General features: G+C 67.4%; 23 protein-coding genes and 2 pseudogenes. 4 read left to right on the forward strand and 21 right to left on the reverse strand.

Annotation, left to right across the window (positions count from 1 at the left end; all coding sequences use genetic code 11):
• Window positions 1-198 precede the first annotated feature (198 nt).
• The 9 genes and pseudogenes from EFAMC2_RS06275 to thiS all read right to left on the reverse strand — a co-directional run bounded on the left by EFAMC2_RS06275 (window position 199) and on the right by thiS (window position 8,268).
• Window positions 199-1,521, reverse strand: coding sequence for a nucleotidyltransferase family protein (locus EFAMC2_RS06275; RefSeq protein ID WP_154027989.1), 1,323 nt, complete (start codon window positions 1,519-1,521; stop codon window positions 199-201).
• A complete protein-coding gene (locus tag EFAMC2_RS06280) occupies window positions 1,521-3,530 on the reverse strand; it encodes an ABC transporter ATP-binding protein (RefSeq protein ID WP_154027990.1) in 2,010 nt (669 codons plus the stop codon). Before EFAMC2_RS06280 ends, EFAMC2_RS06275 begins: the two co-directional genes overlap by 1 nt.
• The gene (locus tag EFAMC2_RS06285; RefSeq protein ID WP_222838546.1) at window positions 3,527-3,994 is read right to left on the reverse strand and encodes a S26 family signal peptidase; all 468 of its coding nucleotides are present in this window, start codon (window positions 3,992-3,994) and stop codon (window positions 3,527-3,529) included. The genes EFAMC2_RS06280 and EFAMC2_RS06285 overlap by 4 nt, the downstream gene beginning before the upstream one ends.
• On the reverse strand, window positions 3,991-4,254 hold the full coding sequence (locus tag EFAMC2_RS06290) for a PqqD family protein (RefSeq protein ID WP_154027991.1): 264 nt from the start codon (window positions 4,252-4,254) through the stop codon (window positions 3,991-3,993). The genes EFAMC2_RS06285 and EFAMC2_RS06290 overlap by 4 nt, the downstream gene beginning before the upstream one ends.
• A gap of 328 nt (window positions 4,255-4,582) precedes the next feature.
• Window positions 4,583-5,053 (reverse strand): annotated as a pseudogene (locus EFAMC2_RS10560) (uroporphyrinogen-III C-methyltransferase); the annotation flags it as partial.
• Window positions 5,014-6,444, reverse strand: a complete 1,431-nt coding sequence (locus EFAMC2_RS06295) for a sirohydrochlorin cobaltochelatase (RefSeq protein WP_154027992.1) — start codon at window positions 6,442-6,444, stop codon at window positions 5,014-5,016. The pseudogene EFAMC2_RS10560 and the gene EFAMC2_RS06295, both read right to left, overlap by 40 nt.
• A 2-nt stretch (window positions 6,445-6,446) precedes the next feature.
• Window positions 6,447-6,920: a M67 family metallopeptidase gene (locus tag EFAMC2_RS06300; RefSeq protein WP_154027993.1), complete on the reverse strand. Its 474-nt coding sequence runs from the start codon at window positions 6,918-6,920 to the stop codon at window positions 6,447-6,449.
• A gap of 117 nt (window positions 6,921-7,037) precedes the next feature.
• Window positions 7,038-7,856, reverse strand: a complete 819-nt coding sequence (gene thiF, locus EFAMC2_RS06305; RefSeq protein ID WP_154027994.1) for a thiazole biosynthesis adenylyltransferase ThiF — start codon at window positions 7,854-7,856, stop codon at window positions 7,038-7,040.
• Between the two features lie 202 nt (window positions 7,857-8,058).
• The gene (gene thiS / locus EFAMC2_RS06310; protein ID WP_154027995.1) at window positions 8,059-8,268 is read right to left on the reverse strand and encodes a sulfur carrier protein ThiS; all 210 of its coding nucleotides are present in this window, start codon (window positions 8,266-8,268) and stop codon (window positions 8,059-8,061) included.
• Window positions 8,269-8,483: 215 nt separating this feature from the next.
• Between thiS and EFAMC2_RS06315 the strand changes: the two genes are divergently transcribed.
• Both EFAMC2_RS06315 and EFAMC2_RS06320 read left to right on the forward strand, forming a co-directional pair.
• Entirely contained in the window at window positions 8,484-8,744 is a 261-nt protein-coding gene (locus EFAMC2_RS06315) for a sulfurtransferase TusA family protein (protein WP_154027996.1), read from the forward strand.
• 3 nt (window positions 8,745-8,747) lie between these two features.
• Window positions 8,748-9,065 carry a thioredoxin family protein gene (locus tag EFAMC2_RS06320; protein ID WP_154027997.1) on the forward strand — a complete coding sequence of 106 codons (318 nt, stop codon included), beginning with the start codon at window positions 8,748-8,750 and terminating at the stop codon, window positions 9,063-9,065.
• Between the two features lie 440 nt (window positions 9,066-9,505).
• On the opposite strand, the gene EFAMC2_RS06325 is transcribed toward EFAMC2_RS06320, so the two are convergent.
• The 12 genes and pseudogenes from EFAMC2_RS06325 to EFAMC2_RS06375 all read right to left on the reverse strand — a co-directional run bounded on the left by EFAMC2_RS06325 (window position 9,506) and on the right by EFAMC2_RS06375 (window position 22,381).
• A complete protein-coding gene (locus tag EFAMC2_RS06325) occupies window positions 9,506-10,510 on the reverse strand; it encodes a 4Fe-4S binding protein (RefSeq protein ID WP_222838537.1) in 1,005 nt (334 codons plus the stop codon).
• Window positions 10,511-10,723: 213 nt separating this feature from the next.
• Window positions 10,724-11,968, reverse strand: a complete 1,245-nt coding sequence (locus EFAMC2_RS06330) for an O-acetylhomoserine aminocarboxypropyltransferase/cysteine synthase family protein (protein ID WP_222838538.1) — start codon at window positions 11,966-11,968, stop codon at window positions 10,724-10,726.
• Between the two features lie 18 nt (window positions 11,969-11,986).
• Complete coding sequence (locus tag EFAMC2_RS06335) at window positions 11,987-13,567, reverse strand: sulfate adenylyltransferase subunit 1 (protein WP_410054802.1); 1,581 nt, start codon at window positions 13,565-13,567, stop codon at window positions 11,987-11,989.
• Window positions 13,539-13,634: pseudogene (locus tag EFAMC2_RS10565) on the reverse strand (hypothetical protein); the annotation flags it as partial. The gene EFAMC2_RS06335 and the pseudogene EFAMC2_RS10565, both read right to left, overlap by 29 nt.
• Window positions 13,635-13,729: 95 nt before the next feature.
• Window positions 13,730-14,659 (reverse strand): sulfate adenylyltransferase subunit CysD, encoded by a 930-nt coding sequence (cysD, locus tag EFAMC2_RS06340; protein ID WP_261980160.1) that lies wholly within the window; start codon window positions 14,657-14,659, stop codon window positions 13,730-13,732.
• 57 nt (window positions 14,660-14,716) lie between these two features.
• Window positions 14,717-15,031 carry a ferredoxin family protein gene (locus tag EFAMC2_RS06345; RefSeq protein WP_154027999.1) on the reverse strand — a complete coding sequence of 105 codons (315 nt, stop codon included), beginning with the start codon at window positions 15,029-15,031 and terminating at the stop codon, window positions 14,717-14,719.
• Entirely contained in the window at window positions 15,028-17,007 is a 1,980-nt protein-coding gene (locus EFAMC2_RS06350; protein WP_222838540.1) for an adenylyl-sulfate reductase subunit alpha, read from the reverse strand. The genes EFAMC2_RS06345 and EFAMC2_RS06350 overlap by 4 nt, the downstream gene beginning before the upstream one ends.
• Window positions 17,008-17,232: 225 nt before the next feature.
• Window positions 17,233-18,306: a LacI family DNA-binding transcriptional regulator gene (locus EFAMC2_RS06355; protein ID WP_154028000.1), complete on the reverse strand. Its 1,074-nt coding sequence runs from the start codon at window positions 18,304-18,306 to the stop codon at window positions 17,233-17,235.
• Between the two features lie 95 nt (window positions 18,307-18,401).
• On the reverse strand, window positions 18,402-19,520 hold the full coding sequence (locus EFAMC2_RS06360) for an ABC transporter ATP-binding protein (protein ID WP_154028001.1): 1,119 nt from the start codon (window positions 19,518-19,520) through the stop codon (window positions 18,402-18,404).
• Between the two features lie 3 nt (window positions 19,521-19,523).
• Window positions 19,524-20,390 (reverse strand): sulfate ABC transporter permease, encoded by an 867-nt coding sequence (locus EFAMC2_RS06365; protein ID WP_222838541.1) that lies wholly within the window; start codon window positions 20,388-20,390, stop codon window positions 19,524-19,526.
• A 5-nt stretch (window positions 20,391-20,395) separates the two neighbouring features.
• Window positions 20,396-21,352 (reverse strand): sulfate ABC transporter permease subunit CysT, encoded by a 957-nt coding sequence (gene cysT, locus EFAMC2_RS06370; RefSeq protein ID WP_154028002.1) that lies wholly within the window; start codon window positions 21,350-21,352, stop codon window positions 20,396-20,398.
• Window positions 21,353-21,355: 3 nt separating this feature from the next.
• Window positions 21,356-22,381, reverse strand: a complete 1,026-nt coding sequence (locus tag EFAMC2_RS06375; protein WP_154028003.1) for a sulfate ABC transporter substrate-binding protein — start codon at window positions 22,379-22,381, stop codon at window positions 21,356-21,358.
• A gap of 504 nt (window positions 22,382-22,885) precedes the next feature.
• Between EFAMC2_RS06375 and EFAMC2_RS06380 the strand changes: the two genes are divergently transcribed.
• Window positions 22,886-24,712 (forward strand): TerB N-terminal domain-containing protein, encoded by a 1,827-nt coding sequence (locus EFAMC2_RS06380; RefSeq protein ID WP_187325196.1) that lies wholly within the window; start codon window positions 22,886-22,888, stop codon window positions 24,710-24,712.
• Entirely contained in the window at window positions 24,705-26,105 is a 1,401-nt protein-coding gene (locus EFAMC2_RS06385) for an ATP-binding protein (RefSeq protein ID WP_154028005.1), read from the forward strand. The genes EFAMC2_RS06380 and EFAMC2_RS06385 overlap by 8 nt, the downstream gene beginning before the upstream one ends.
• Window positions 26,106-26,182 lie beyond the last annotated feature (77 nt).

Here is a 26,182-nt window from a genome sequence, read left to right on the forward strand (position 1 = left end):
CCCGGAAGCCTCACGGCTTCCGGGCCCGTTATTCTGGATGGGACATTCATTTATTTCTCGAGTGATTCACTCGTATTTTGCCGAACGAGATTGCCGTAATTATCTGAATGGCTTATTCGTATTTTACCGAATGCCTATCTCATATTTTTCCGCGTTAGTCCATCTACCTGTGGCTATGCAGAAGCCAGAGCCCGCCCTCTACCGTCGCAGGATGACGCGCAACTCCCCAAGGAGGCGTCCCGGATGCACCGCGACGCCGCGCAGGGCGCGGAACACGAGAAAGCCCGGATACAACCACTTGCGGCCCCGCAACACCGGGTAGTAGCGGCAGCACCACGTATAGCTGGGAAGGAAGCGGCTGCCGAGGTATTCGGCCCGCGCCTCCCCCGCAGACTTACCCTCCTCTGCCAGCTCCTGCAGCCGGTGTGCGACGCGGTTCTCCGTCGTGCCATAGGTGCCGCTGCCCAAGAGGTAGAACCAGAGGCGCTGCTGGTCGTCCGTCAGCCTCGGCGCCTCGCCCTCGCCGCCGAAAACGGCCTGCGCCATGTCGCGCACGAGCCGATCGAACTCCGCGAGGCCCAGCGTCTCGAGCTCGCCCTCGAGGTAGGACCCGGAGAGCTCGTCGCCGAAGTGCCCGAGAAGCACCCACTCGTCGGCGATGAACCGCACGCCGCAGCCGGCGCGGCTGAAGTGCTTGTACGCGTGTGCCAGAAAGTAGAGGTACTCGTCAGCCGGGGAGAACGTGAAGCGCAGCGGGTCGGCCGGGTCCCGCCGGGCGCGGAGCCAGGGGTTCTTGTAGTAGGCGCAGAACTCCGGGATGTCCTCGTCGAGGTCGTCCATAAGGCCACGGTGCATCTCGAAGTTGAACATCGGATCCTTGAAGAAGCAGTCGTCCTTGCTCGCACCGACGTGCTCGCCGCGGTAGCCGAGGCCCTCCATGATCCCAACGATGGCCTCGGTGCCGCGCTCGACCGTCTCCGCGCGCTCGGCCTCGGTGGCACCCTTGATGCGGAAGCCGCGCCCATCCGGCTCCGGCTCGACGAAGCCGTAGAGGATGTCGTTGTCGGACATCGAGCGCAGACCGGGCTGCGGATAGTAGCCGGCGATGAGCACGCCCTTGAGCGGCAGCCACGAGAGACCGTCGGTCTCCATCTGCGCCGTGATGCGCTCGCGCTCCACGTCGAACTGGAGTTGGCGGAGCAGGGTGAGGTCTGCCGCGGAGCCCCAGGACTTGCGCAGCTCCCCGGCGAGAGCCGCACGCGCTGCCTCGCCGAGGCCGGCCCAAGCGATGGCCTCCACGCTGTCGTGCTTGGCGAGCGCGTAGACGTTCTCCCACGTTCCGCCGTCTTGGAGTGCAGGCAGCTCCCCGAGCGGAGCGCCGAGCATGCCCGCCCGCATGAGCTGCGTGAGGGTGAGGCCGGCCGCACGGAGCGCCGGGGTCGCCTCCGAGGCGGTGGAGTATCCCGCCGGAGTCGCATGCTGGGAGGTCCTCGCCTCGTCGTGCTGCTGCTTTGCCGCCATCAGTGGCTCCCCTCTGTTCTGCCACCCAAGTGCAGCTCCTGGTCGCAGAGGGAGACTGCCTGGGGGCGGTGCGTCACGATGAACACGGTCACGTCGCTCATGGAGCGAATCGAGTCGAGCAGGCGGCACTCGGTATCGGCGTCGAGCGCCGAGGTGGACTCGTCGAGCACGAGGATGGGCGCGCCGCTGTAAAGGGCTCGCGCGACGGCGAGCCGCTGCATCTGGCCCTCGGAAAGGCCGTGGCCGTGCTCGCCGAGCATCGTCTCGTAGCCGTGCGGGAGCCGCTCGACGAACTCCGCGGCTGAGGCCGCGCGGCAGGCCTCGCGTACGCGGCCCATGTTGGGCACCGGTCCCCGCTCGGAGAAGGCCACCGCCTCGGCGATGGTGCCCGACATGAGGCCGTTGCCCTGGGGGACGTAGGCGAACATGCCGGCCGGCAGCGTGGACACGTCCACGCTACGGCCGTCCGCGCACGCGAGCGCGACGCGCCCGGACGTCGGGCGGCGAAGGCCCATGAGCAGCATGAGCAGCGTCGACTTGCCCACGCCGCTCGGGCCCGTGACCACGGTGAACGAGCCCTTGGGTACCTCGGCCGAGAAGCGGGCGAGGACGGGAGGGCGGGCGGGGGTGTCGCCTGCGAGCGGCGCGGAGGTGGTGACGGGGACATGCGGGCGAGCACCCTCGGCGTGACGACCGCGGACGGCGTCCGGACGAGTGTCCTCGGCAGGCTGCGCGGGGGTGCCGGAGCCTGCGGCGGCGCGGCCGGCGTACTCAAACGTCACGCCTTCGAACCGTATCGTCTCGAGCGCCGCATACAGGCGAGCGGACCAAGCCTCGCCGACCGGCCCGGCTCCCGTCACGGCGCTCTCCCCCAGTGCCTCCGAACCCCGTGAGGAATCGGCCCCGCCCTCTCCGCGCAGCCACGCGGGAACCTCGCGCGAGGCGGTCTGCGCGCCGGCCTCGGCCTCCATGAGGCGCTCGACGCTCGCGCAGGCGGAGGCAAGGGTGAGGCCGATGCCACTCGCGCTCGCCAGCGGCCCACGGATCTGCCCGACAAGCTGCGTCACCGCCACGAGCGTGCCGGCCGTCACCATTCCCACGAGGATCCCGTGGCCGCACCACACGAACCCCACGAGATAGGCGACCTGCATGGCAAGGTTGAATCCCGAGGTCGCGAGCGTGGAGACATCATTCTTGTGCATACGCTCGCGGAGGTGGGCACTCATGAGGGCGTCTGCCTCGCGGCCCACCTTGCCCTCCACGCCAAACGCGCGAATGACCGTGACGCCCTCGAGGCACTCCTGCATGAAGCTGCGGACCTGCGCCTCCGCCTCCTGAACGCACAGGTGCAGGCCGCCGATGCGACGGCGCAGGAGCGTGGAGCCCACGACAAAGGTGCCGCCCGCGACAAGGAACAGCAGCGCCAGGCCCGGCGCGATGAGGGCCATGACCGCCAGGACGCCCACCATGCGCACCACCATCGAGACGACGGTCATCGGCAGCGAGGTGAGGCCGCTCGTGACGACCGTGACGTCCGAGGTGAGCACGCTCATGAGGTCGCCGGTGTGACGGGTGGCACACGTCTCGTCCCCACCGAGCAGGGCCGAGAAGACGGTTGCGCGCAGGGCGTTGTCGAACGCGCCACGCGACTTCTCGACCACGTGGCTCTGCGCGGCGCTCAGCCCCACCTGCACGACGAGCGCCACGCCGAAGGCGACGCATGCCGCGACGAACGCCGGGGCGTCCCCCGCCGTGGCGGAGTCGACCACGTTGCTCATGAGCAGGGCGTACGAGACGACGATGACGGACATGGCGCCCTGGAGCACACACAGGCCCGCGATGCGCCACGCGCCGTGCCCGAGCGCGGCGCGTGTCCAGGCCCACAGCTCGCGGACGGGGCGGTTGGTCTGGACGAAGGGCCTGCCGGGGCGCCTGCCGCGCGGGGCGCCCGGGCGCTCGCCGGGTTCGGAAGTGCCGGCAGGAGCGGCAAGCCGGCCAGTCCGGCTCATCGGCTGCCCCTCAGCCGGCGGCCGAGCCAGCCCTTCGCACGCTTGGCGAGGTGCCTGGCCGGCGCCGTGGCCACCCAGAGGCGCACGTAGGCCCGGTACGGCAGCCCATCCACATCCACGTGCCGTTCGCCCCGGTAGAACTCGCAGAGCACGCCCAGCACCTGAGCGTCTTCCACGTGTTCCTCGGTTATGCAGTTGTCGCCGATGATGACGTAGCCGCTCGGCAGCACGCGCACGACGCGATGCAGCACGTACCTCCCGCCGCTGCGGTAGAGGGCCACGTCGAAGCGGCGGAGCCTGCCGGCTGCCGGGCGCACGACGATGGTGTCGCGCCGGTTGCGCAGCATGGGCCACATGCTCACGCCAACCGTCGTGGAGACGTAGACCCCCTCAGTGCGGAGCACGTCCTCGATGTTGGGCTGGAGGCCGTCGGTACGGAGCGCGTCCTCGTCAGGATTCGTCACGCAAGGAAGCCGTTCTCCCGCATCTTGGCCGCGAAGGCGGCCACGTCGCTCGCGGCCTTCCCGGGCGTCACGTCGTACTCCGCGACGAGCGCCTTGGCGATGGCATCCTCGTCGAGGCCCTCGGCAACCCGCTCCCAGATGAACGAGCCGGTCCCGTTGAGCTTGACCATGCCGCTGAACTCCTTGCTGGCCTCGCCCGTGGCGATGACGACTCCCTGGCCTGCGACCTGGCGCAGCACGAACCCGTCCTTGATCTTCATGGCGTCCCCCCGGTACACGCGCCGTCCGGACGGCGGGCCCGCCGCGACGACGAAAGGTACCTCCATGATAGCTCGCGCGCCGGTCGGTCAGGCGTCGGAGTGCAGCGACAGCCAGCTCTACTGGCCCGCCGCCGGGCGTCACGGCCCCGTCGGCGCGTCGTCCGCAAAGAAGGCATAGGCGCGACCGCTCGCGTCTCGTAGGCGGCCACGTCGTCGAAGGCCACCCGCGAGTCGGCCAGGGTCGCCGAGAGGGCGCGTGACCCCTCGCGGGTCCGGAAGGGTAGGACGCCTCGCGGGCGGCCCTCTCCGCCGTGACCAGCGTGGCGTCAATGCGCCGCTGCTCGGGAAGGGCGCCGCGCTCGACCACGCAGGCCGGGGTGTCGGGCTTGGCACCCGCGTCGAGAAGCCCCCGGCTCACCTCGCCCAGCGTGGCCACCGCCATGAGGAAGACGTCCGTGCCGCCCGTCCGCACAAGGGCGTCAAAGTCGATGTCCAGCTCGCCGTTAGCCTTGCGATGCCCGGTGAGGACATGAAACGATGCCGTATACCTGCGGCCGGTTGCCGGGACGCCCGCATAGGAGAGCGCCGCGAGCGCGCTCGTGACGCCTGGTACCACCTCGAAGGGCACCCCCGCCTCGGCAAGCGCCGAGGCCTCCTCGTCGCCACGGCCAAAGACGTAGGGGTCGCCGCCCTTGAGCCGCACGACGAGCGACGCGCGCGAGCGCCCGTTCGGAACGAGCACCCCAAGACGATTTTTGCTCAGCCATGATCCACCTCTCGAAGCACCTCGCGCACGCACGCCGCCGCTCGAGCCACCAGCTCGTGCTCCGCGCCGCCCGAGGCAACACCCGCCACGAGGCGCTCGCTCGCGCAGATGGCAGGGAAGAAGAACGTGCTGAGCCGCGCGCTGCTCGCCACGCTCACCGGAATGCCCGCACGTCCGCAGGCACGGGCAATGATGTCATTGACCGCAGGCTCGCTCGTTGCGGCCGCAACCAGCCGCATGCCCTCAAGGTCAGCCGGCTGCCACTCGCGACGCCTGAGGACCACGCCAAGGCGCGTCGCCTCCTCGGCCGCGCCATCGCGAGGCGACGGATCGATGGCCGTGACGTCCGCGCCAAAGGCCACAAGCGTGCGCGCACGGCGCAGGCCCACGGAACCAAGGCCAACGACGAGGCAGCGAGCGCCGTGCAGGTCGCAGAAGAGCGGGAAGCGGGCGTGTTCGGGCAGACCGTCTGCGGCAGCGGCCTCTGCCTGCGGCGCGCTCGCCCACGCCTCGCGCGCGTGGGCCAGATAGAGCTCTCGAACCTCCGGCAGCGAGCCCAGGCCCTCGAGCTCGGGCACCACCTCAAAGCCCGCCGCCTCCAAGGCGGTGCGCCAGCTCCCGGGCTGCGCCCCCGCAATGTCGCGCGAGGCATGCGCCGCCGCCGTGAGCATGAGCGGCACGAGCCGCACGCGCGTAATGCCAAGGCGCGCGCGATCGAGCTCGAGGAGCCGCACGACGGCGCTGGCATCCGGATAGCCGTGCATGGAGCCCACGAAGGCGTCGTCGCGGCCAAGCTCGCGCAGGTGCAGGCCCAGGGACGCGTAGACAGAACCCGCACAAGCGCCGCCCTTCTCAACCCCGTGGGCCACAAGCACGAGCGCCTCGCCCGTGCGCCGCGGATGGCAGGCGTCGAGCGTGCCGGCGACCACGGCAAGGTCTGCGTCCGAGGAGAGCAGCGGCTCGGCGAGCACGAGGCTCGCAAAGAGAAAGCGGCACTCCTCCACCGCGCGCGTCACCTGGGCGAACGCGGTGCCAAAGACAAGATGGCCAGGCTGCACCAGCACCCGGCGCGCGCCGGAGCGGGCCAGCGCATGCAGCGCCTCGGAGACGTCCGGCACCTGCACGCCCCGACGGGCAAGCACGCGCCGCGCCTTGGCACTCGTATAGGCCTCCATGAAGATGGGGGCGTCGGGCGCAGCGCCATCACAACCCAGGCCCCCGCGCAGCGTGCGCGCAACCGGGGCAATGCTCGCGGCGCGGGCCTCCTCGCGGGAGGTCCCGTAACTCGCAAAGAGCACGGCATCCCACGTCCCGGCGGCGTCGCCGGTGGGCTCTCGGGTGTCGTGCCCGTCGTCTGCGGCAACATCGAAGGACGGCGCAGCCGGATCCTCGATGCCAGCCGTGCCGTCCTTCTCATGCGTCACAGCTATCCCTCTATCTCCAGAAACACGCGGGTCGCAAAGCCATCCTTGCCAATGTGGTAGGCATTGAGCGCCGGATGCTCGGCATCCTCCAAGGAGAGGATAAGATAGCAGGTCGTCGGGTCATAGGCGAGGCGCTTGTCCTCCACGCTGGGACGCGCAGGCGTCTCGGGGTGGGAGTGCCAGTTGCCCAGCAGCTGCCAGCCGCAGGCGCGCGCGTCCTTCACCGCCGCAAGCTGCTCGCGCGGGTCCATCGTGAAGTGCTCGTTGCTCGCGTCGATGTTCGTGAGCAGGTAGACGTGCTCAACCGTACCCACCTGGCGCTCGCCGGCAGCGCCCGGCACGTGGCCTGCCGCAACCGTCCCAGCCAGGAGGCCACACATCTCATTCGGGAATCCCGAGCGCGCATGCGCCAGGATCTTCTCGTAGTCCGTCCGCAAAAGCGTCAGCTTATCGACCACCAAAACCTCCGTATCCATGACGATCGCCTCGACACTGTCCATCCCCCGGCACGGCGTGCAGCGGAGCGAATTGCCGCGAAAGAGGAACGCCGCCCACCGAGGTGCGCAAGCGCCGATTGAACGGCAGGGCGCCCGCTACACGCCGTGCAGAGCAGATTCGCACTCGGGCTGTTCGTAATCGATGAGCTCGTGAATCGTCGGGTGATCACCGCAGATGGCGCAGTTGTGGTCCGCCGGCGGAAGCTTGATGGTGTGGAACTCGCCCTTGAGCGCGTCGAACGTGAGGAGCTTGCCGGTGAGCAGGTCGCCGACGCCGCAGATGTACTTGATGGCCTCGAGCGCCTCCAGGCAGCCGATGACGCCGGCCATGGCCCCAATGACGCCAGCCTGCTTGCACGTGGGCACGGCGTCCTTGGGCGGCATGGTCTTGAAGACGCAGCGGTAGCAGGGGCCCTCGCCCGGCACGTAGGTCATGAGCTGGCCCTTGAAGCGGATGATGCCCGCGTGCACGAAGGGCTTCTTTGCCATGACACAGGCGTCGTTGATCAGAAACTTCGTTGGGAAGTTGTCCACGCCGTCGATGATGAAGTCGTAGTCGGCGATGAGGTCCATGATGTTCGTGGAGTCAACGAACTCCTGGAAGGTGTTCACCTCGACGTCCGGGTTGATGGCCTCCATGGTCTCGGCCGCGGAGTCCACCTTGGGCTTGCCGATGTCGGGCGTGGTGTGGATGACCTGGCGCTGCAGGTTGGAGAGGTCCACCTCGTCGGCATCCACGATGCCGATGGTGCCCACGCCGGCCGCGGCCAGGTAGAGGGCCGCAGGAGCGCCTAAGCCGCCGGCGCCAATGATGAGGACCTTGGCGGCACAGAGCTTCTTCTGGCCCTTGACGCCAACCTCCTTGAGGATAATGTGGCGGCTATACCGCTCAAGCTGCTCGCCGGTGAAAGCCATGGAGCCGCTCCTTTCATAGGAATTCGCTTATAGCTGAAGTTCGACAGCACCTCGGGGTGCGACAGGTTGGCGAAAATGAGGAGCGCCATACCCCCGAGCTGAGCCATGCCGGAGAGCACGCCAGATTGCCGCGAAAGAGGAGCGAAGCGTGCCCAATGCACGTGAGCGCCGATTGAGCGGCAAGATGGCGAGAAGCGTGGCGCTAGCGCTGGCCGCCGCCCATGAAGTAGAGAAACTCAACCGTGTCGCCCTCGGCGAGCGCGTGGGTGTCAAAGTCGGCGTGGTCGACGAAGGCGTCGTTCACGGCAACGGTCACGTAGTCGGGGTTCTCGACGTTCTCCTGCTCGACAAGCTGTGCCACGGTCGTGCCCTCGGCAACGGTCTTCTTGTCGCCACCAACGGTGATGTTCATGAGGCTCTCCCCTCGGCGGGCCGGCACCCTAGGCCCGACGCCCTGGATCTTCCTAATTCGGATAAAACCTATCTTTCTACTAGGTTTTAGGGATATACTAGCACCACACGCACGCGGATAGGCACAGAGTCGCAGTTTTCTTACGGCTTCACGCTTTCCAAAGGATGCCGGCTCTGGCCTGTCGGAGCCGAGGCAAACCCTCCAGGGAGGACCACATGGCAGAGACCGATTACCAGATTGACGACACCGTCGACATTACGCCGCTCGTTTGCCCCATGACCTTCGTGACTGCCAAGGCCGCGCTTGAGGAGCTCGAGATTGGGCAGGTGCTTCGCGTGCACCTGAACGCGGGTGAGCCTATGCAGAACGTGCCGCGCAGCTTCCGCGATGACGGCCAGCAGGTCTTGGCGCTCAAGCCCTCCGAGGACGGCGACGACACCTATGACCTTGATGTTCGCAAGCTTGAGGAGGCCTAGGCCATGGCGCAGCGCGTGAGCGAGGCGGATTTTAAGGCGGAGGTGCTCGACTCCCCCGTGCCCGTGCTCGTGGACTTCTACTCGGATTCGTGCGTGCCCTGCAAGCGCATGAACCCCATCATCAACAAGCTCGAGGCGGAGTTTGGGGGCCGCGCCAAGTTCGTGAAGGTCAACGTGAACTTTGACCTCGCGCTCGCCCAGAAGTACATGGTGTTGGCCAGCCCCACGTTCGTGCTGCTCAAGGATGGCAAGGAAGTTGCCCGCAACCAGGGCACCCTCGCCAAGGAAGACCTGGCAGCCCTCGTGGAGAAGGCCCTGTAAGTTGCCTGAACCTCCGGCGGCGCCAGTCGCAGTCGCTCCCTTTCTAATGGAACCGCTTCAGACGACAATCTGGGGCGATTTCCCGCCTGGAAGAAGCTCCGCCCGCAAAGTATCGACTCATATTGTTGTCTAACTCGCAAGCGAAAAGTACAAAGGCAATTAACAAGCAAAGACCCGCAGGTAGAGCGCCTGCGGGTCTTTGCTGTATCGCGCAAATCGAATCTAGACAACAAATTGAGCCGTAACTTTCCCGGCAACCAACGCGCGGGGGGGGGCAAGGCACACGATTGCGCGCCCCTAGCGGCCCCGTTTCACCGCGGCCGGTGCACGGAGGCCCATGCCGCGCGATTGTGCGCCGTCGGCGATGTCGCTTCCCGACAGCCGGCGTGCGGGTGCCCGGCATGTCAGCCGGGCACCTCATCACCTACACCAGCCAGTCGCTACCGCCACTCGGGCGAGTCCATCGGGATGGGATCGTCCTGGTTGGGCACGTAACGCACCTCGACAACCTCGCCCTTGCCGGTGTCGGGCTCGTTGTACGCCTTGGTCACGGCCTCGACCATGGAATCCCAGCCCTCGCGGTCGAGCGTAAACTTGAAGCGGTCGCCGGCCTTGGCGTGGTCGTCGAACCACTGAATGGTGGCGTCGGCCACGCGGAAGAGCTGCTCCTCGCTCTCGCACGGAGGCAGAATCGACTTGCCCTTCGTAATGTGGTTGCCAAAGAGGCCGCCAAACATGAGATTGAAGACCGGCCTGCTCTCCCAGGAGTCAACCGGGCACTTCTGCGCACACTTGCCGCAGCTCACGCACTTGCCGTAGTCCACGACGATCTTGCCGTCCACCTCGTGGCACGCGTCGAATCGGCAAACCTTGGAGCAGATGCCGCAGTGGATGCAGGCGTCCGGCAGCCACTTCACCCTGCGGCCGCCTTTGATCCCCAGGTCGTTCTCCTCGGCCTTGAGGCAGTTGTTCTGGCAACCCGTTACGCCAAACTTGAACTTACCCGGCAGGTCGCGGCCGTAGTAGCGCTCATCGAGCTTCTTGGCGATGTCATAGGTGTCGATGTTGCCCGACGGGCAGACGCGGCAGCCCTGGCACGCCGTGACCGTGCGCACGCGGGGGCCGCAACAGCCCGGCTCCACGCCGCCCTTGGCAAGGTCGGCCTTGATGGCATCGACATCCTCGATGTTCACGAAGGGAATCTCGATGGCCTGGCGGCTCGTGAGGTGCGCGTAGCCGCGGCCATACTTCTTGGCGGCGGCGGCAACGGCCTCGAACTGCTGCGTCGTGAGGTCTCCGCCCACCACGCGGATGCGCAGCGAGTAGTAGCCCTTCTGCTTCTGGGACATGAAGCCGCCCTTCTTGAGGGCAGCCGCGCTCATCTTCTTCGGCTTCTTTGCGGGCTCGGCAGCAGCGGCCGCGGCACCGTTCGTACTATCTGCCATTATCTGGCTCCTCTCCTCGTGGGGCGTCCCCACGCCCCACACAAAGTGTACTCGCGCAAAGCCGGCGCGCCCACGCCTTCCGGGGCAAACGTTTTCGTGCCCGCGCGATATGCCCACGCCAACCTGCGTCCAGAAGATGCCTCGGGATATGCCTCGGGGCGCGCCTCGGCCGCTCCGCCAAGCCGCACAACGGGCAAGCCGGCACAACCACGCCTACGAAAGCGCCTGGCGGAAGTCCTCGATCAGGTCCTCGACGTCCTCGATGCCCACGCTCACGCGCACGGAATCGTCGTAGACGCCGGCCAGCTCGCGCTCCTCGGGCGTGTTGTCCGCAAAGATCGTCGACGCCGGGTGCAGCACGAGGGTCTTCACGTCGCCGATGTTGCTCGCGCGATAGGCGTACCTCACGCTGTTCACGAACTTGAAGGCCTTCTCGCGCGAGCCGGCACGGAACGTCACGAGCGCGCCGAACTTGCCTCCAAACTGCCTCGCGGCCAGCTCGTGGTCTGGCGCGTCCGGCAAGCCGGGGTAGCCCACCTCGCTCACGAGCCCGCTGCCGGAAAGCCACGTGGCCAGCTCGAGCGAGTTCTCGCACGCACGCTCCATGCGCACGGCAAGGGTCTCGAGCCCCACGCAGTTGAGGAAGGCGGTCACCGGGGCCAGGCAGGCACCCGTATCGCGCCACAGACCGTTGCGCAGGCGCGCGAGCAGGGCAAACGGCCCCATCTTGCGCCACTTGGCCAGTGCGGGGTAGCGCTCGGCATCCCAGCGGAACTTGCCGGAGTCCACGATGACGCCGCTGATGGCGTTGCCGCCGCCGTTCACGTACTTGGACGTGGACTCCACCACGACGTCGGCCCCCAGCTCGAGCGGCCGGCATAGGTACGGCGAGGCCACGGTGTTGTCCACCACAAGCGGCAAGCCTTGCCCGTGGCACCACGCCGCCACGGAAGGGATGTCCAGCACGCCAAGGCGCGGATTGGAGATGGTCTCGGCGAAGACGAGCCGCGTGCGATCGGTCACCGCACCGGCAAGCTGCTCGGGCGTTACGTCGTCCACGCGGCGCACGGTGATGCCCATGCGCTCGAGGTCCTCGAACAGCTCGAGCGTGCCGCCGTAAAGGCAGCTGCTCGCCACGAGCTCGTCACCCGCCTCGCACAGGCCGCAGATCACGTTGAACGTCGCCGCCATGCCGCTTGCGCAGGCCAGCGCGCCCACACCGCCCTCGATGGCGGCCATGCGCCGCTCAAAGCTCGAAACCGTGGGGTTGCCCACACGCGTGTAACAGTAGCCGGGCTGGGTGTTGTGGAAGATGCCCTCGAGGCGCTCAGCACTCTCCTGCTGGAAGGCGCTCGTCTGGTAGACGGGCACCATCGTGGCCGCAGGGGTCACGCCGCCGTCGGGCTTGCCGGCGTGGAGCAGTGCCGTGGCGAAGCGCATCTTGTTCTTGTCTGCCATGTTCTCAACCACCAGCCGTTAGATGTAGGAGGGCGCATAGTCGGAGTCGATGTCGGCATTGAGCCGCGTGGCACGCACGATGGCGTCCGCGAGCACGGCCGTGTCCGAGGCGTCGGCGCCGGCAAGGGCGGAGGCGTCCGTGTAGGAGCTGCCCAGGGCCTCGCGCAGGCCCGCAAGCTCGGCCTCGCCACCAGAGACGAGCGCGATCACGCCCGCGTCATGCAGGGCGCGCGCCACGGGGGCAAGCGCCTCGCCCACTCCGCCGGCGGCAATCGCGAGCGTGTGCCTGCCACCCAGGGCAAGGCGCGCCTCCACCTGGGCCGCCGCGTCCGCGTCCAGGCCCGGAAGGCCCACCACCAGCGCGTGCTGGCCCTTCTGGCGCGCGCGGCTCCACGGCGTCACCTTGTAGTCCGCCGAGGCGCCCTGGCTACGCTCGGCCGCGCGCACCACACCGCAGGCACTCGTCATGTTGCTCACGCGGTCGATGAGGATGAGCTCGCCTGCCGTGCGGTGGTCCGCAAAGCGGGCCGCCGGCACCGGCGTGGTAAGCGAGAGGTGCACGCGCGCCATCTCGTTCTTGCGCAGGCCGTGCGCCTCGTGGTGCTCGCCGGTGTTGACGTCCACCACGTACTCGACCTTCTCCACCACGCCCGGCACCTGGGAGGCCCCGAGCTTCACGAGGAAGTCCGAGCCCTCGTTGAGCGCCACGTCATCCATCCAGAGCAGGTCGACCTCGAGCGAGTTGGCCACGCCCACGCCGCTCACGCCCTCCAGCACGCAGCCGCGCGAGACGTCCACCTCGCGGTCGAGCTGGATGTTGACGGGCTTGCCCACGCCGGCCTCATCCGCGTCGTCAAAGCCCACGATGAGGCGCTTGACCCGGGCCTTCTGGCCGCTCGGCAGCACCGTGAGCTCATCGCCCACGTGCACAGACCCGCTCTCCACCTGGCCCTGGAAGCCGCGGAACGTGTGGTTGGGGCGGCACACGCGCTGCACGGGCATGTAGAAGCCCTGCTCGTGCTCGCGAGTGGCCACGTCAACGTCCTCGAGCTGTGCCAGGACCGTCTTGCCCGGGTACCACGGCATGTTGGCCGAGGCATGCGTCACGTTGTCGCCCTCCGTGGCAGACACGGGGATGACCACGATGTCCTTGAGCCCCAGCTCGCCCGCAAGCTCGGCAATCTCGGCCTCGATCTTGCGGAACGTGGCCTCCTCGTAGTTGGCGAGGTCCATCTTGTTGACCACGAACACGAAGTGCTCGATGCCCATGAGCGCGCAGATGCGGGCGTGGCGGCGGGTCTGCACGAGCACGCCCTTCGTGGCGTCCAGCAGGATGACGGCAAGCTCGGCGAAGCTCGCGCCCACCGCCATGTTGCGGGTGTACTCCTCGTGGCCCGGGCAGTCGGCAACGATGAAGCTGCGACGGTCCGTCTTGAAGTAGCGGTAGGCCACATCGATCGTGATGCCCTGCTCGCGCTCTTCGGTGAGGCCGTCGAGCAGCAGCGAGTAGTCGAGCTTGCCGCCGCGGCTGCCGGTCTTGCTCTCGAGTTCGAGCGCGCTTCTGGTCTGCGTAGATGAGCTTGGCGTCGTAGAGGAGATGGCCGATGAGCGTGGACTTGCCGTCATCGACGCTGCCGCAGGTAATGAACTTGAGCTGGCCCTTCATGTGGGCTCCTTCCAGCTAACGAGGAGAAATCGGAGAGGCTCCCGCGTAGGCGGGGTCTGGCGCGCCGGCCCGCGTGTGACGGGCCGGCGGGCATCCTAGAAGTAGCCCTCCTTCTTGCGACGCTCCATGGAGCCGTCGCCGGAGTCGGAGTCGATGACGCGGCTCGTGCGCTCTGACTCGACGGCGCCCAACGTCTCGGCAATGATCTCGTCGAGCGTCGTGGCGTCTGAGTGGACGCCACCCGTGAGCGGATAGCAGCCCAGCGTGCGGAAGCGCACCTTCTCCATCTGCGGCTTCTCGCCGGGACGGAAGCGGAAGCGGTCGTCGTCGACCATGATGATGTTGCCGTCGCGGTGCACCACCGGGCGCTCCTTGGCGTAGTACAGGCTCACGATCTCGATGTTCTCGCGCTTGATGTACTCCCAGATGTCGGCCTCAGTCCAGTTGGAGATGGGGAACACGCGCATGGACTCGCCCTGGTTGACGCGGGTGTTGTAGAGCTTCCACATCTCGGGGCGCTGGTTCTTGGGATCCCATGCCTGCTGGGCGTTGCGGAACGAGAAGATGCGCTCCTTGGCGCGGCTCTTCTCCTCGTCGCGGCGGCCGCCGCCAAAGGCCGCGGTGAAGCCATAGTGGTTGAGGGCCTGCTTCAGGGCCTGCGTCTTCATGATGTCCGTGTAGCTCGAGCCGTAGTCGAACGGGTTGACGCCGCGGCGCACGCCGTCCTGGTTGATCCACTCGATGAAGTCGAGCCCGTTCTCCTTCATGACCTTGTTGCGGAACTCGATCATCTCGTGGAACTTCCACGTCGTGTTGACGTGGAGGAACGGAAAGGGCGGCTTCTCCGGATAGAACGCCTTGAGGGCGAGGTGCAGCATGACGGAGCTGTCCTTGCCGATGGAGTAGAGCATCACCGGCTTCTCGCACTCCGCGGCAACCTCTCGGATGATGTAGATGGATTCCGCCTCGAGCTCATCGAGGTGAGAACGCTCGCTCATGGTCGATCCTTTCGCTCGTGGCGGGATTTGCTCCGCCGCTCCTGTTCGTTTCGAGACCCGGCACGCCCACGCCGGTTGCCCTCGCTAGTACTTGTTGGCGTTTGCGCCGTCGACGTCGATGCCCACGGCACGCCCGTCGGGGCAGCTCACAGACCAGTGGCTCACCGTTCCGGTGCGCGAGAACGAGAGCGTGGCGCCCGTGCCGCCCATGTCGGCACCGAGGAAGAACTCCACGGCCCCCACCGGGCAGGCCTTGAGGCAGCTCGTGCAGCCCCAGCAGTCCCTGGGCCTGCGCATCTCGGCCAGGCCCTCGTCGTCATACTTGATGAGGTTGCCGGGACACGCCTCGATGCACTTGCCGCAGCCCACGCAGTCGTCATGCCTGATGCGAATGCTCATTGCTGCACCTCCCCCGCCGCGGCGCCCAGGTCTGCGGCAACCACGCCCTCGATGGGCGTGCCCGCGCCCGCGTGCTCGTAGCGCTCGCCCTCGCCCACCAGCGGGCGCGAGACCACCTCCACGGAGCCATCGGCCGCAAGGCGCGAGTTCACGTAGCACCCCCACGCGACGTCGCGCTCGGGGAAGCTCGCGTTCTCGCAGAAGCCGTGCCAGCGCGTCTCGTGACGGGCCGCCATGTGAGCCACCAGGTCGCGCGCCACGAGCAGGCGGTCGCGCAGCTCCCAGACGCGCAGCAGGTCGTCCGTGTCTGCGGCAGAGAGGCGCTCGGCCGTCTGCTGGAGCTGGGCGAGGCGGGCATCGGCTACCGCAAGCTGCGGCTCGTTGAAGCGATAGCCGCGGGAGATGCCGCCGGCGTACTCGTCCATGACCTTCTGCATGGCCTCCTCGAGCTGCTCGGTGGTGAAGGGCGCATCGTCTGCCGTGAGGCCGCGCTCGTAGTCCGTACGAGCGGAGGCGAGGGCGCGGTCGACGGCCGCCGCGCCGAGCCCCTCATCCGCCGCAGCGGCGGGCTCGCGCAGGCGTGCCACCACGGACTCGGCCGCGATCTCGCCCTCGGCAAGCGCGCCGGTCACGTACTTCTGCGGGGCGCCGCCGGCCACGTCGCCCGCGGCAAAGAGGTTGGCCACCGTGCTCTCACGCCTGGTGTCGACCCAGTAGCCACTCGCGGTATGGCCGCCCACCACGTAGGGCTCGGTGCCCTCCACCTCAACGTCCTCGCTGGCGGGACCGGAGTTTCGCTCGATCCAGCGCAGGGTCTGCGAGGGCGCCATGTTGAGGTAGGCGCGGAACAGGTCCTGCTCCGCCTCGGCCGAGAGGCCCTTCGTGTGCAGGTAGCAGGGACCACGTCCGGCCAGCGTCTCCTCGGCGGTGCCCCAGAGGCGCTCCGGCGTGGTGATGCCGTACTTCTTCTCGTAGTTGCGGCCAAGGGCATTGACCTGCGGGGCGTGCGCGCCCTGGGCGATGGTGCCCGTGGGGGCGATGGTGTCCTTGCAGCGAAGCGCGATAAAGCGGTTCTCGAGCGTGGTCATCTCGGCGCCAGCGCGCAGGCCCATGGCAAAGCCGGAGCCCACGTTGAACGGTGGGTACCACATCTTATGGCGCGAGAACCCGGGGTTGTTGGGCCTGTAGAGGCCGGCCGCGCCGCCCGTTGCCACGATGACCGTCTTGGCCTCGATGCCAAAGGCCACGGGGTCGTTGACGGAGAAGCCCACGGCGCCAACCGCGCGGCGGCCGCTCGGCGCGGTCTCGTCCGGCACCGTCACGAGGTCTGTGACGTTGACGTGGTTGATGACCTCGACGTTGGGGCATCGGCGCACGGCCTCGGCCAGCAGCGGCTTGATGTTCTCGCCGTTGATCTTGAGGTTGCGCCAGCCGCGCGAGACGTAGTTGCCGTCCTCGTCCTTGAGGATGACGAGGCCAAGCTCCTCGAGCCTGCGCGTCACGTGGTTGAGACGCTCGCAGATGGTGAGCAGCAGGTCGCCGCGAACGATGCCCCCGGCATCCTTGCGGGCGTAGTCCACGTAGTCCTGCGGCACATGACCAGGGGTGATGTAAGCGTTGAGGGCGTTGACGCCGGCGGCCAGGCAGCCCGAGCGCTCGACGTTGGCCTTCTCGAGAATGACGACCTTGGGCAGGCCGGCAGCCGTGGCATCGGCGGGTCCTGCGGCGTCGTTTGCACCGGAAGCGCTCGCCTGAGTGCCATCCGCGGCTCCGCGTGCGCCCACGTCGGCCGCGGCGGCGACGTCCTTCCCCGCCGCGGCGCCCGGCAGGTATGACGCACCCTGCTCCCAGGCACCGGGCGCCCCCGCAGCCGTGCCCTCCTCGCGCGCCTTCCCGGCAATCGTGAGGGCGGCGAAGCATCCGGCGGTTCCACCGCCAATCACCAACACGTCGCAGCGAATTCGCTTGCTCTCCATCGGGGTCCCCGTTTCCCGAGCCAATAATTTCCGATAATCCTACTATGTTTGTAGGTTATTGGAAGCGGAAACGACGGATTCGTTTGGATTCCTTACCGCGCAACGCCCCTCTTGCGCCAACGGCGGGCCACTCGTAGGCAGGTCATGGGGCCGCAGGCAGCGAACCGTGGGGCCGCAGGCGCGCAGGCGACGCCCCGGTGAGCGAAGGCGCACGACGAGGCGTGGCTAGATGACGTAGGTGTAGCCGTTCGCGTCGCTTGGCAGCGAGCAGGAGTCGCGCACGACGAGGCGGCCGGAGAGCTCCACCCGCGTCGTGGTGGAGTGGCCGCCCGCCATGCGGTCTGCGAGCAGCCACAGGGCATAGCGCCCCATGTCGCGCTTGGGAAGCGCCACCGTCGTCAACGCGGGCGCGGTGAATTGCGCCGACTCGATGTCGTCACAGCCGACGATGGACGGCGCGTAGTAGCGTCCGCCCAGCTCGGAGAGGCAGCGGAGCATGCCCACGGCGATGGCGTCCGTGGCGCAGTAGATGGCCGTGGGGGCGTTGTCGCGCTGCACGAGCCGCTTCATCACGGCATAGCCCGCCGCCTCCGTGTGCTCGCACGAGATCATGAGGTCCACCTCGGGCTCGAGGTGATGGTCCAGCAGCGTGCGCTGATAGCCGCGGCAGCGAGCTTCGCCCCGGCAGTCGCCCACATACCCGATGGTCGAGTGCCCCAGCCCGATGAGGTGCTCCACGGCCATGCGGGCGAGCTTCTCGCCGTCGCACAGCACCTCGTCGGCTCGCTCGCCCACGGAGTTCCTGCCCACGCACACCACGTTGCCGCCATAGGCGCGCAGCAACCGGTCCAGCACGACGGGCGCGCACTTGCCCAGGATGAGCAGGCCGTCCGCACGTGAGGCGTCGGGCGCCAGCACGCGCTCGTACTCGAGCCCGGCGGCACGATTGCGGCGCGTCCCCATGAGCGAGGGCAGGCTCCAGACGTTGGCGATGATGCAGCGCTGGCGCTGGGTCTCGGCCTCCACCACGCGAAGGAGCTCGGAAAAGAAGGGCTCGGCCTGCCGGCGCGTGGACCTCGTCATCAGCACGTCCACGTAGCGCGGCGCCCGCTCGGCGGCAGCGGCACCGGTCTTGAGGCTTCGGGCCGCCTCGTTGGGAAGGTAGTTCATCTCGCGCGCGACCTGCCAGATGCGGTCGCGCACGCCGTCTGACGAGCAGCGGTGCGCGGGGTCGTTGAGCACGCGCGACACGGTGGACGGCGAGACGCCCGCCCGCTTGGCGATATCTCTGATGGACATGCTCGCCCTCCTCGCTCTCGCACCCCGCCACGTACCGGATCCCCGGCACGCCGCCCCAAGCCGCCCAAACCACGGGCGCCACCAAGGAACAGCCGCTAGATCACCACGGACGTCTCGCGCATGCTGCGGTTCTCCACCGGCACAACCAGGCCGTTGCCCTGCTCCGCAAACAGACGGTAGACGAAGACGCCAACCTTGTCGCCCGGGGCAAGGGGCGCCAGCTCGGGGCTGCGGGTGGAATGCAGGCGCTGGCCCGCCACCTCCACCTCGACCTCGATGCTCCGGCCACGGAAGGAGACGTCGATCACCTCGCCCGGCACGGCCGAGGCGGCATAGGGGAATGTCTCGCCCGGCAGGTGAACGGCCACATGTTCGGAGCGCACGATGGCCCCGCACGAGGGGTCGGGCACGTCGAAGGAGCCAAGCGCCGAGACGCTCTCCACGTGCGCGGAGTCACCGAAGAAGCCGGCGGAGAACTGCGTCTTGGGAGCAGCATAGATTTGGGCCGGCGTGCCAACCTGCTCGATGCGCCCCGCATGGGTGAGCACGATGGAGTCCGAGACCTCGATGGCCTCCTCTTGGTCGTGTGTCACAAAGATCGAGGTGATGCCCAGCTGGCGGATGGTCTGCTTGAGCCAGCTGCGGAGCTCGCGGCGAATCTTGGCGTCGATGGCGGCAAACGGCTCGTCGAGCAGCAGCACCTTGGGGTTGGGGGCGAGGGCGCGCGCAAACGCCACGCGCTGCCGCTGGCCACCGGAGAGCTGGCCCGGGTAGCGGCCTCCCAGGTCGGCGAGGCCCGTGAGCTCAAGCAGCTCGTCCACACGCCCCCGCACCTGGGCCTTGGGCGCGCGCTTGACGCGCAGGCCAAACGCCACGTTGTCGCGCACGGTCATGTAACGGAACAGCGCGTAGCTCTGGAACACGAACCCGATGCCGCGCTCGGCCGCCGGCACGTCGTTAACCACGCGACCACCGATGGAGATGGCGCCGGAATCCGGCCGCTCCAGACCGGCAATCATGCGCAGGATGGTGGTCTTGCCCGAGCCCGAGGGGCCCAGCAGCGCCGCCAGCGTGCCCTTCTCGACGCCAAAGCTCACGTCATGGGAGGCCTGGTAGGTGCCATAGGCCTTGTTGATGCCCCGCAGCTCAACATACGGGCGCTCGCCCGCCTCCTCGCCCTGGCTGGCCACGCGGCCGTCGGTAACGTCTGACATGGGCTACTCCTCCTCCATGCGCCTGGTGAGGACGCTCTTGGCAACAAGAATCACCAGCGCCAGCACCACGAGAATCGTGGAGACGGCAAAGGCGGGCACGTACTGGAACTCGTTGAACAGAATCTCGATGTGCAGGGGCAGCGTGTTGGTGAGGCCGCGCAGGTGGCCGGAGACAACGGACACGGCGCCAAACTCGCCCATCGCGCGGGCGCAGCAGAGCACCACGCCGTAGGTGAGCGCCCAGCGCACGTGCGGCAGAGTCACACGGAAGAAGATCGTGCGGCCGGAGGCACCCATGAGGGCCGCGGCCTCCTCCTCGTCCGTGCCACGGGCCTCCAGCACGGGAATCACGGAACGTGAGACGAACGGGAAGGTCACGAACACCGTGGCCAGGATGATGCCCGGCACGGCAAACATGATGTCGAGATGCAAGGCCGTGAGCAGCGGGTATATGGGGCTCTTGCGCCCAAACACCAGAAGCAGGGAGAGGCCCACGATGACGGGGCTCACCGCCATGGGCAGGTCGAGCAGGGCCGAGAGCACCTTCTTTCCGCGGAAGTTGAAGCGCGTGACCAGCCATGCCGCGCACAGGCCCAAGGCCGTGTTGATGACCACGGCGAAGAGCGTGGCCACGAGTGTGAGGCCCAGGGCCCGCAGCGTGTACTTGTCCGCCACCGCCGCAAGCCATGCGCCCGCACCCTCGCGGAACGCCGTCACCAGCACCACCACAAGGGGCAGCACGAGCATGAGGGCCACGAAGGCCAGGGCCACAACGAGCAGCGCCACCTGAGCGGGACGCATGCGGTTGCGCTCGCGCACCGTCACCGAGCCGGTAGGGGCAACGGACCTGGAATAGCCTTGCTGCGCCATCTCACTCACTTCCCCCTCAGGATGCGGTTGCTGCGCGCCTGCACGAGGCCCATCGCAAAGAGCACGAGGAAGGCGGCCGCCAGCATCACGACGGCAACCGACGTTGCGGCCACGTAGTCATAGCTCTCGAGGTCACCCATGATCACGAGCGGGGCGATCTCGGTCTGGAACGGCAGGTTTCCGGCGATGAACACCACGCTGCCGTACTCACCCAGGCAGCGAGAGAACGCCAGGCCAAAGCCCGTGAGCAGCGCCGGCAGCAGCTCGGGCAGAATGGCGAGCAGAAACGTCCGGGCCCGGCTGGCGCCCATGACGTCGGCCGCCTCCTCAACGGAAGGGTCGAGCTTCTCGAGAACCGGCTGCACGGCGCGCACCACGAACGGGATGCCCACGAACACGAGCGCAACCGTGATGCCCACGCGCGTGTAGGCGAGGTGGATGCCATACGGGGCAAAGAGCGAGCCCACCCAGCCCTGGTCTGTCGTGAGGGAGGTGAGGGCGATGCCGGCCACCGCCGTGGGCAGCGCCAGGGGCAGCTCCACCATGCCGTCCAGAATGGTGCGGCCCGGGAAGCGGTAACGCACGAGCACCCAGGCCAGGAGCGTGCCGAACACGGCGTTTATGGCAGAGGCCACAAAGGCGGTGGAGAAGCTCACCCAGAAGGCCGAGAGCACGCGCGGGCGCGTTATCTCGGAGAGGAACTGGGCCGGGCCAGCCTTGGCCGCCGTGAGCACGATGCTCGCGAGCGGGATGAGCACGATGAGGCTGAGGGCCGTGAGCGTGATGCCACCCATGAGTCCGAAGCCCGGGATGACGCGGACCGGCCCGGTGCGGCGCCGCGGGCGCGCAGGCGCAGCGCAGATTGCCGCCTTCGCGTCCGTCCCGGCCAGGTCCTCGCCCGCCGCGCCCGCGCCCGCGGCACTCGCACCCCTCACCCCATCGTTGCGCCGTTCGTCTGCCATGTCCTACCCTCCGTAAATCTCGTCGAAGGTGCCGCCCTCGTCAAAGTGGTCGCGCTTTGCCTGGGCCCAGCCGCCAAAGTCGTCGATGGTGGCAAGCTCGAGGCTCGGGAACGTGCCCGAAAACTCCGCGAGCACGTCCTCGTCCACGGGGCGATAGAAGTTCTCGCCGCAGAGCCGCTGCGCCTCCGTGGAATAGAGGTGCTCGAGGTAGGCCGTGGCCACCTCACGGGTACCGTGGGCGTCCACGGACTCGTCCACCACCGAGACCGGCGGCTGGGCGAGGATGGACACCGGGGGCGTCACGATTTCGAAGCCGTCCGGGTTGTCGCGCACGGAGAGGTAAGCCTCGTTCTCCCAGGAGACCAGCACGTCACCCTGGCCGTTCTCCACGAAGGTCGTGGTGGAGGCGCGGGCCCCCGAATCCAGCACGAGCACGTTGCCGTAGAGCTTCCGCATGTAGTCCTTGACCTGACCCTCATTAGGGAACTGACGCTCCGCCCAGGCCCAGGCCGCCAGGTAGTTCCAGCGGGCTCCGCCGGAGGTCTTGGGGTTGGGCGCGATGACGCCCACGCCGTCCGCCGCAAGGTCTGCCCAGTCGCGAATGCCGAGCGGGTTGCCCCTGCGCACCACGAAGACGATCGTGGAGGTATAGGGCGAGGACTCGTTGGGAAGGCGGCTCTGCCAGTCGCTTGCGATGAGTCCCTCGTTGGCGAGGGAGTCGATGTCTGGGGCGAGGGCGAGCGTCACCACGTCCGCATTGAGTCCGTTTGCCACCTCGAGCGCCTGCTTGCCCGAACCTCCATGGGACTGGATGACCTCCACGCCCTGCTGGCCGTGGCCCTGCCCCCACCATGCATTGAAGAGCCTGTTGTACGCCTCGTAAAACTCTCGCGTGGGGTCGTAAGACACGTTGATGAGGGTGCTGCCAGACCCTGCGGCCCCGCATGCAGACAGGCCGCCGGCGGCAAGCGTGGCAAACGCCCCCGCGGCAAGACCCAGAAATGCGCGACGCGACACGCTTCCCGTCATTTTCCCTCCCACCCCATGCAGAGCCAGACCGATGGCTGGCTCGTGCGCCGTGGTGACGCACCGCCCTTTGAAGTCCCAGCAAACTTGTGGGAGAAACTATAGGGTTGAGGGGCCTGCAGCACCCTCCAAGACCATGAAAACGTGTGCATCCTGTAACGAACATGGCACAGTTATCCCGTGTTTTTCATACGTGAACCGTTTGTCAGCTAACGACAACCTCTGTTTCATGCCTAATCCATGCAAACGTTGTCTCGCCATTATTGCAGGTATTCATAGCTAATTTTCTGCATTCTGATTACTCGTTGTCCAAAATTGTCGCGCACACGAGGCAAGCATTCCAAACGGGGCGCCTACCATCCCCTCCACCCACTTCTGCGCGCACGACAAACCGGGCAAACGGACCCGTAGGCGCCTCACGCGCAAACAAACAGGTGTTCGTTTTATGGTATGCTAGCTAAACGCTACAGGCCGAAGAACGGCCACGGGAGGCGCGGGGAGGCGGCCATGTCTGAGGATGTCCAGAGCATCATCGATCGCATCTTGGCCAGCCCCCGCGCACAGGCCAACCGCGCCTTTGCCGGGCGCACCTTCACGGACGAGCCAATCATCCGCCGCGGGTCCCAGATGGCCACCTACCTGCCAGAGCAGATTCGCGAGATGCGCAGGATAGCCACCTCCCCCGAGTCTCGCACCAAGCCGGAGGCCCTCGTGTTTCTGCGGCAGGCGCAGTTTATGGAAGACTATACGGACGACGTGGTCTACCACGGCACCTTTGAGCACTACTTCCCCACCTACCAGGCAATGAGCGACCGCCAGCTGCGCGGTTACTTCACGTGGCGCGCCGCCGTGCGCCGGGGCGACATATGGAGAACCTCGCTCTCCTTTGTCTTCGTGCATCTCTATGAGCTGCTGTGTGGCGTCGGCGCCACACCGGGTGCGGAGGGGTTTCGGGCCATCGAGCGCTTCTGGTGGGCATACCGCGAGTACGAGCCGCGTATCGACCGCTACGTACGCACATGGCTGCGCGACTACGCGGTGTGGCATAACCTGGATCGCGCACTCATCGAACCCTACGTGAACCTCGAGTTCGACCGCGCGCTCATAGCCATGCGCAACGGGCTCGCCGGCTGGAACGGAGGCGAGGCCAGGCCCCTCGCCACGCCGCTGAACCTCATCGCCCCGGATCCCTCGCCCACCCGCACCGCCTCGCCCCGCACGGGCAAGCGTGGCCGCAAGGCATCGAACGGGGCGGACAACCCCGTCGAGGAGGAGCTCTTTTCCTCGCTCGACGCCCTCTCGAGCTACCGCCCGCGCGTGAGCCGGCTCTACCAGACGCGGCCGGAGACCCTGCGGCACGTGTGCTGCGCAACCCTCGTGCGGCTCTCCCTCCACTACGACCGGCACCGCAAGGCCGGCCTGATGGAGAGCCTCTTTGGAAGCCCGCTCGCCATGCCGCACGAGATGTTTGCCTCGGCCGTGTTCTGGCCCAACGAGCCACACCCGGATGCCGTCTACGAGCTGGACGAGGTCAACCGCTACACCTGCGCTCGCGGGCGCTGGTATTGGGAGGGCTACCACGGTAGCCATGATCGCAACGCCAAGTTGGGAGCCGTGCTGCGCGCCGTGGACCAGCGGCTTCGCGACGCCATCGGGTATCCCCACCCACTGGCGGAGAAGCAGGTTCCCAAGTACCTGGCCAAGATCATCGACGACGAGATCGCCGCCCGCCTCGCCTGGGAGCGCGAGCGCGAGGCCCTAACCATCCACGTGGACCTCTCGCAGCTGGCAGGCATTCGCGCCGCGGCAAGCACAACGCGTGAGGCCCTGCTCGTGGACGAGGAACGCGAGGATGAGGCGCCCGCGCCCCTGGCACAAGGCCAAGCCGCGGAGCCCGACGCCCGCACGGAGACCATGACCAACGAGCCAGGGCCTACCTCCGCCCAGGCAGGGAGGCCTGGCGGAGCAGCCGTATCCGAGGACCTCGGCACGCTCGCCGCGCCGGCCATCTCACCCAGCAGCGCCGCTGCGCCAGGCGGGGCCGTGTCGGTAAGTGCCACAACAGCGCCAGCTATCGTGGCAAGTGCGTGCCCGCAGGCGGAGACGGGCTCTCCCATGAGTCTCACGGCACCGGAGCTCGCCCTCGTGGAGGCCCTGCTGGAAGGCACGCCCTACACCCCGCCCGCGGGCACGTCGCTGGACATGCTTGTGGACGGCATCAACGAGAAGCTTTTCGAACTCCTGGGCGACACCGCCCTCGAGTTCGATTTGTCCGGAAAGCCGACTATCATCGAGGACTACCTGGAAGACGTGAGGGGAGCCATCCATGGGTGACAGCACCAGCCCGCGCGTGCCCAAGCGCATCGCCGCGGTCATCATCAACTCGCTCAAGGGCGGCGTCGTGCCGCGCATCGGCCTGCCCTACATCACGGTTGGCCGAGAGACGGAGATCGCCGCCCTCCTTCATGACCTGGACCTCATCGCCAACGGAGGCGCGAGCTTCCGCTTCCTCGTTGGCCGCTTCGGCGCCGGCAAGAGCTTCCTGCTCCAGACAATCCGTACGCATGCCATGGGCAAGGGCTTCGTGGTGGCAGACGCGGACCTCTCCCCCGAACGGCGCCTCCAGGGCCGCCACGGCGAGGGCCTCGCCACCTACCGCGAGCTCATCCGCAACCTCTCAACCAAGACGCGCCCAGAGGGCGGATCGCTCCAGCTCGTGCTTGATCGCTGGGTTGCCAGCATCCCCGCCGCGGCGCCCGGCGATGCAACGGCTTCGGCGCAAGAGGCGGAGGCCCTGAACGCCCAGTTTTCGGCGCTCGAGGAGATGGTGCACGGCTTCGACTTCGTGCGCGTGCTCAAGGCATACCGGGCCGCCAGCCTCATGGACTCAGACGAGGACGAGGAGCGCAAGAGCGCGGCGCTGCGCTGGCTGCGCGGCGAATTCCGCACCAAGACCGAGGCCAAGGCCGAGCTGGGCATCAACGTCATCATCACGGATGACGACTGGTACGACTACCTCAAGCTTCTCGCCCAGTTCCTCACCGGTGCCGGCTACGAGGGCCTGCTCGTGCTCATCGACGAGCTCGTGAACCTCTTCAAGATTCCCAACGCCATCACGCGCCAGTACAACTACGAGAAGATTCTCACCATGTACAACGACACCCTCCAGGGCAAGGCGCACCACCTAGGCATCGTCATGGGCGGCACGCCACAGTCCATCGAGGACCGTAGGCGCGGCGTGTACTCCTACGAGGCCCTACGCAGCCGCCTGGCAGAGGGCCGCTTCGCCCGCGAGGGACTCTCTGACATGCTGGCACCCGTCATCAAGCTCAATCCCCTCACCTACGAGGAGCTGCTCGTCCTCATCGAGAAGCTGGCGCAGATTCACGCCGGCTACTTTGGCTACGAGCGCGCGCTCGACACGAACGACCTCGTGAGGTTCCTCCAAATCGAGTACGGCCGCGTGGGCGCGGACACGCACCTCACGCCCCGCGAGGTCATCCGCGACTTTGTGGAGCTGCTCGACATCCTCTACCAGAACCCCGGCACCAGCATGGAGAGCGTCCTCGCAGGAGAGGGCGGCACAACCCCCACGACAGAGACGCCCGGAAGTCCCGTCGCGACAGGAGGCCACGCCGCCGGCACCCCTTCCGCAGGACTACCTTCATCGTCTGGACCCGCGGGCACGCAACCGCCGCATCGAGACTTCGCAGAGTTTGAGATCTAACGAGGCCGCACGGCGGAGCAGGTTGGCCCGAAGATCGGACGCTGCGCACGCCCGGCGCGCAGGCGGAGGCCCGAGGG

The organism is Olsenella uli (assembly GCF_901212655.1).
Classification (GTDB): Bacteria; Actinomycetota; Coriobacteriia; order Coriobacteriales; family Atopobiaceae; genus Parolsenella; species Parolsenella uli_A.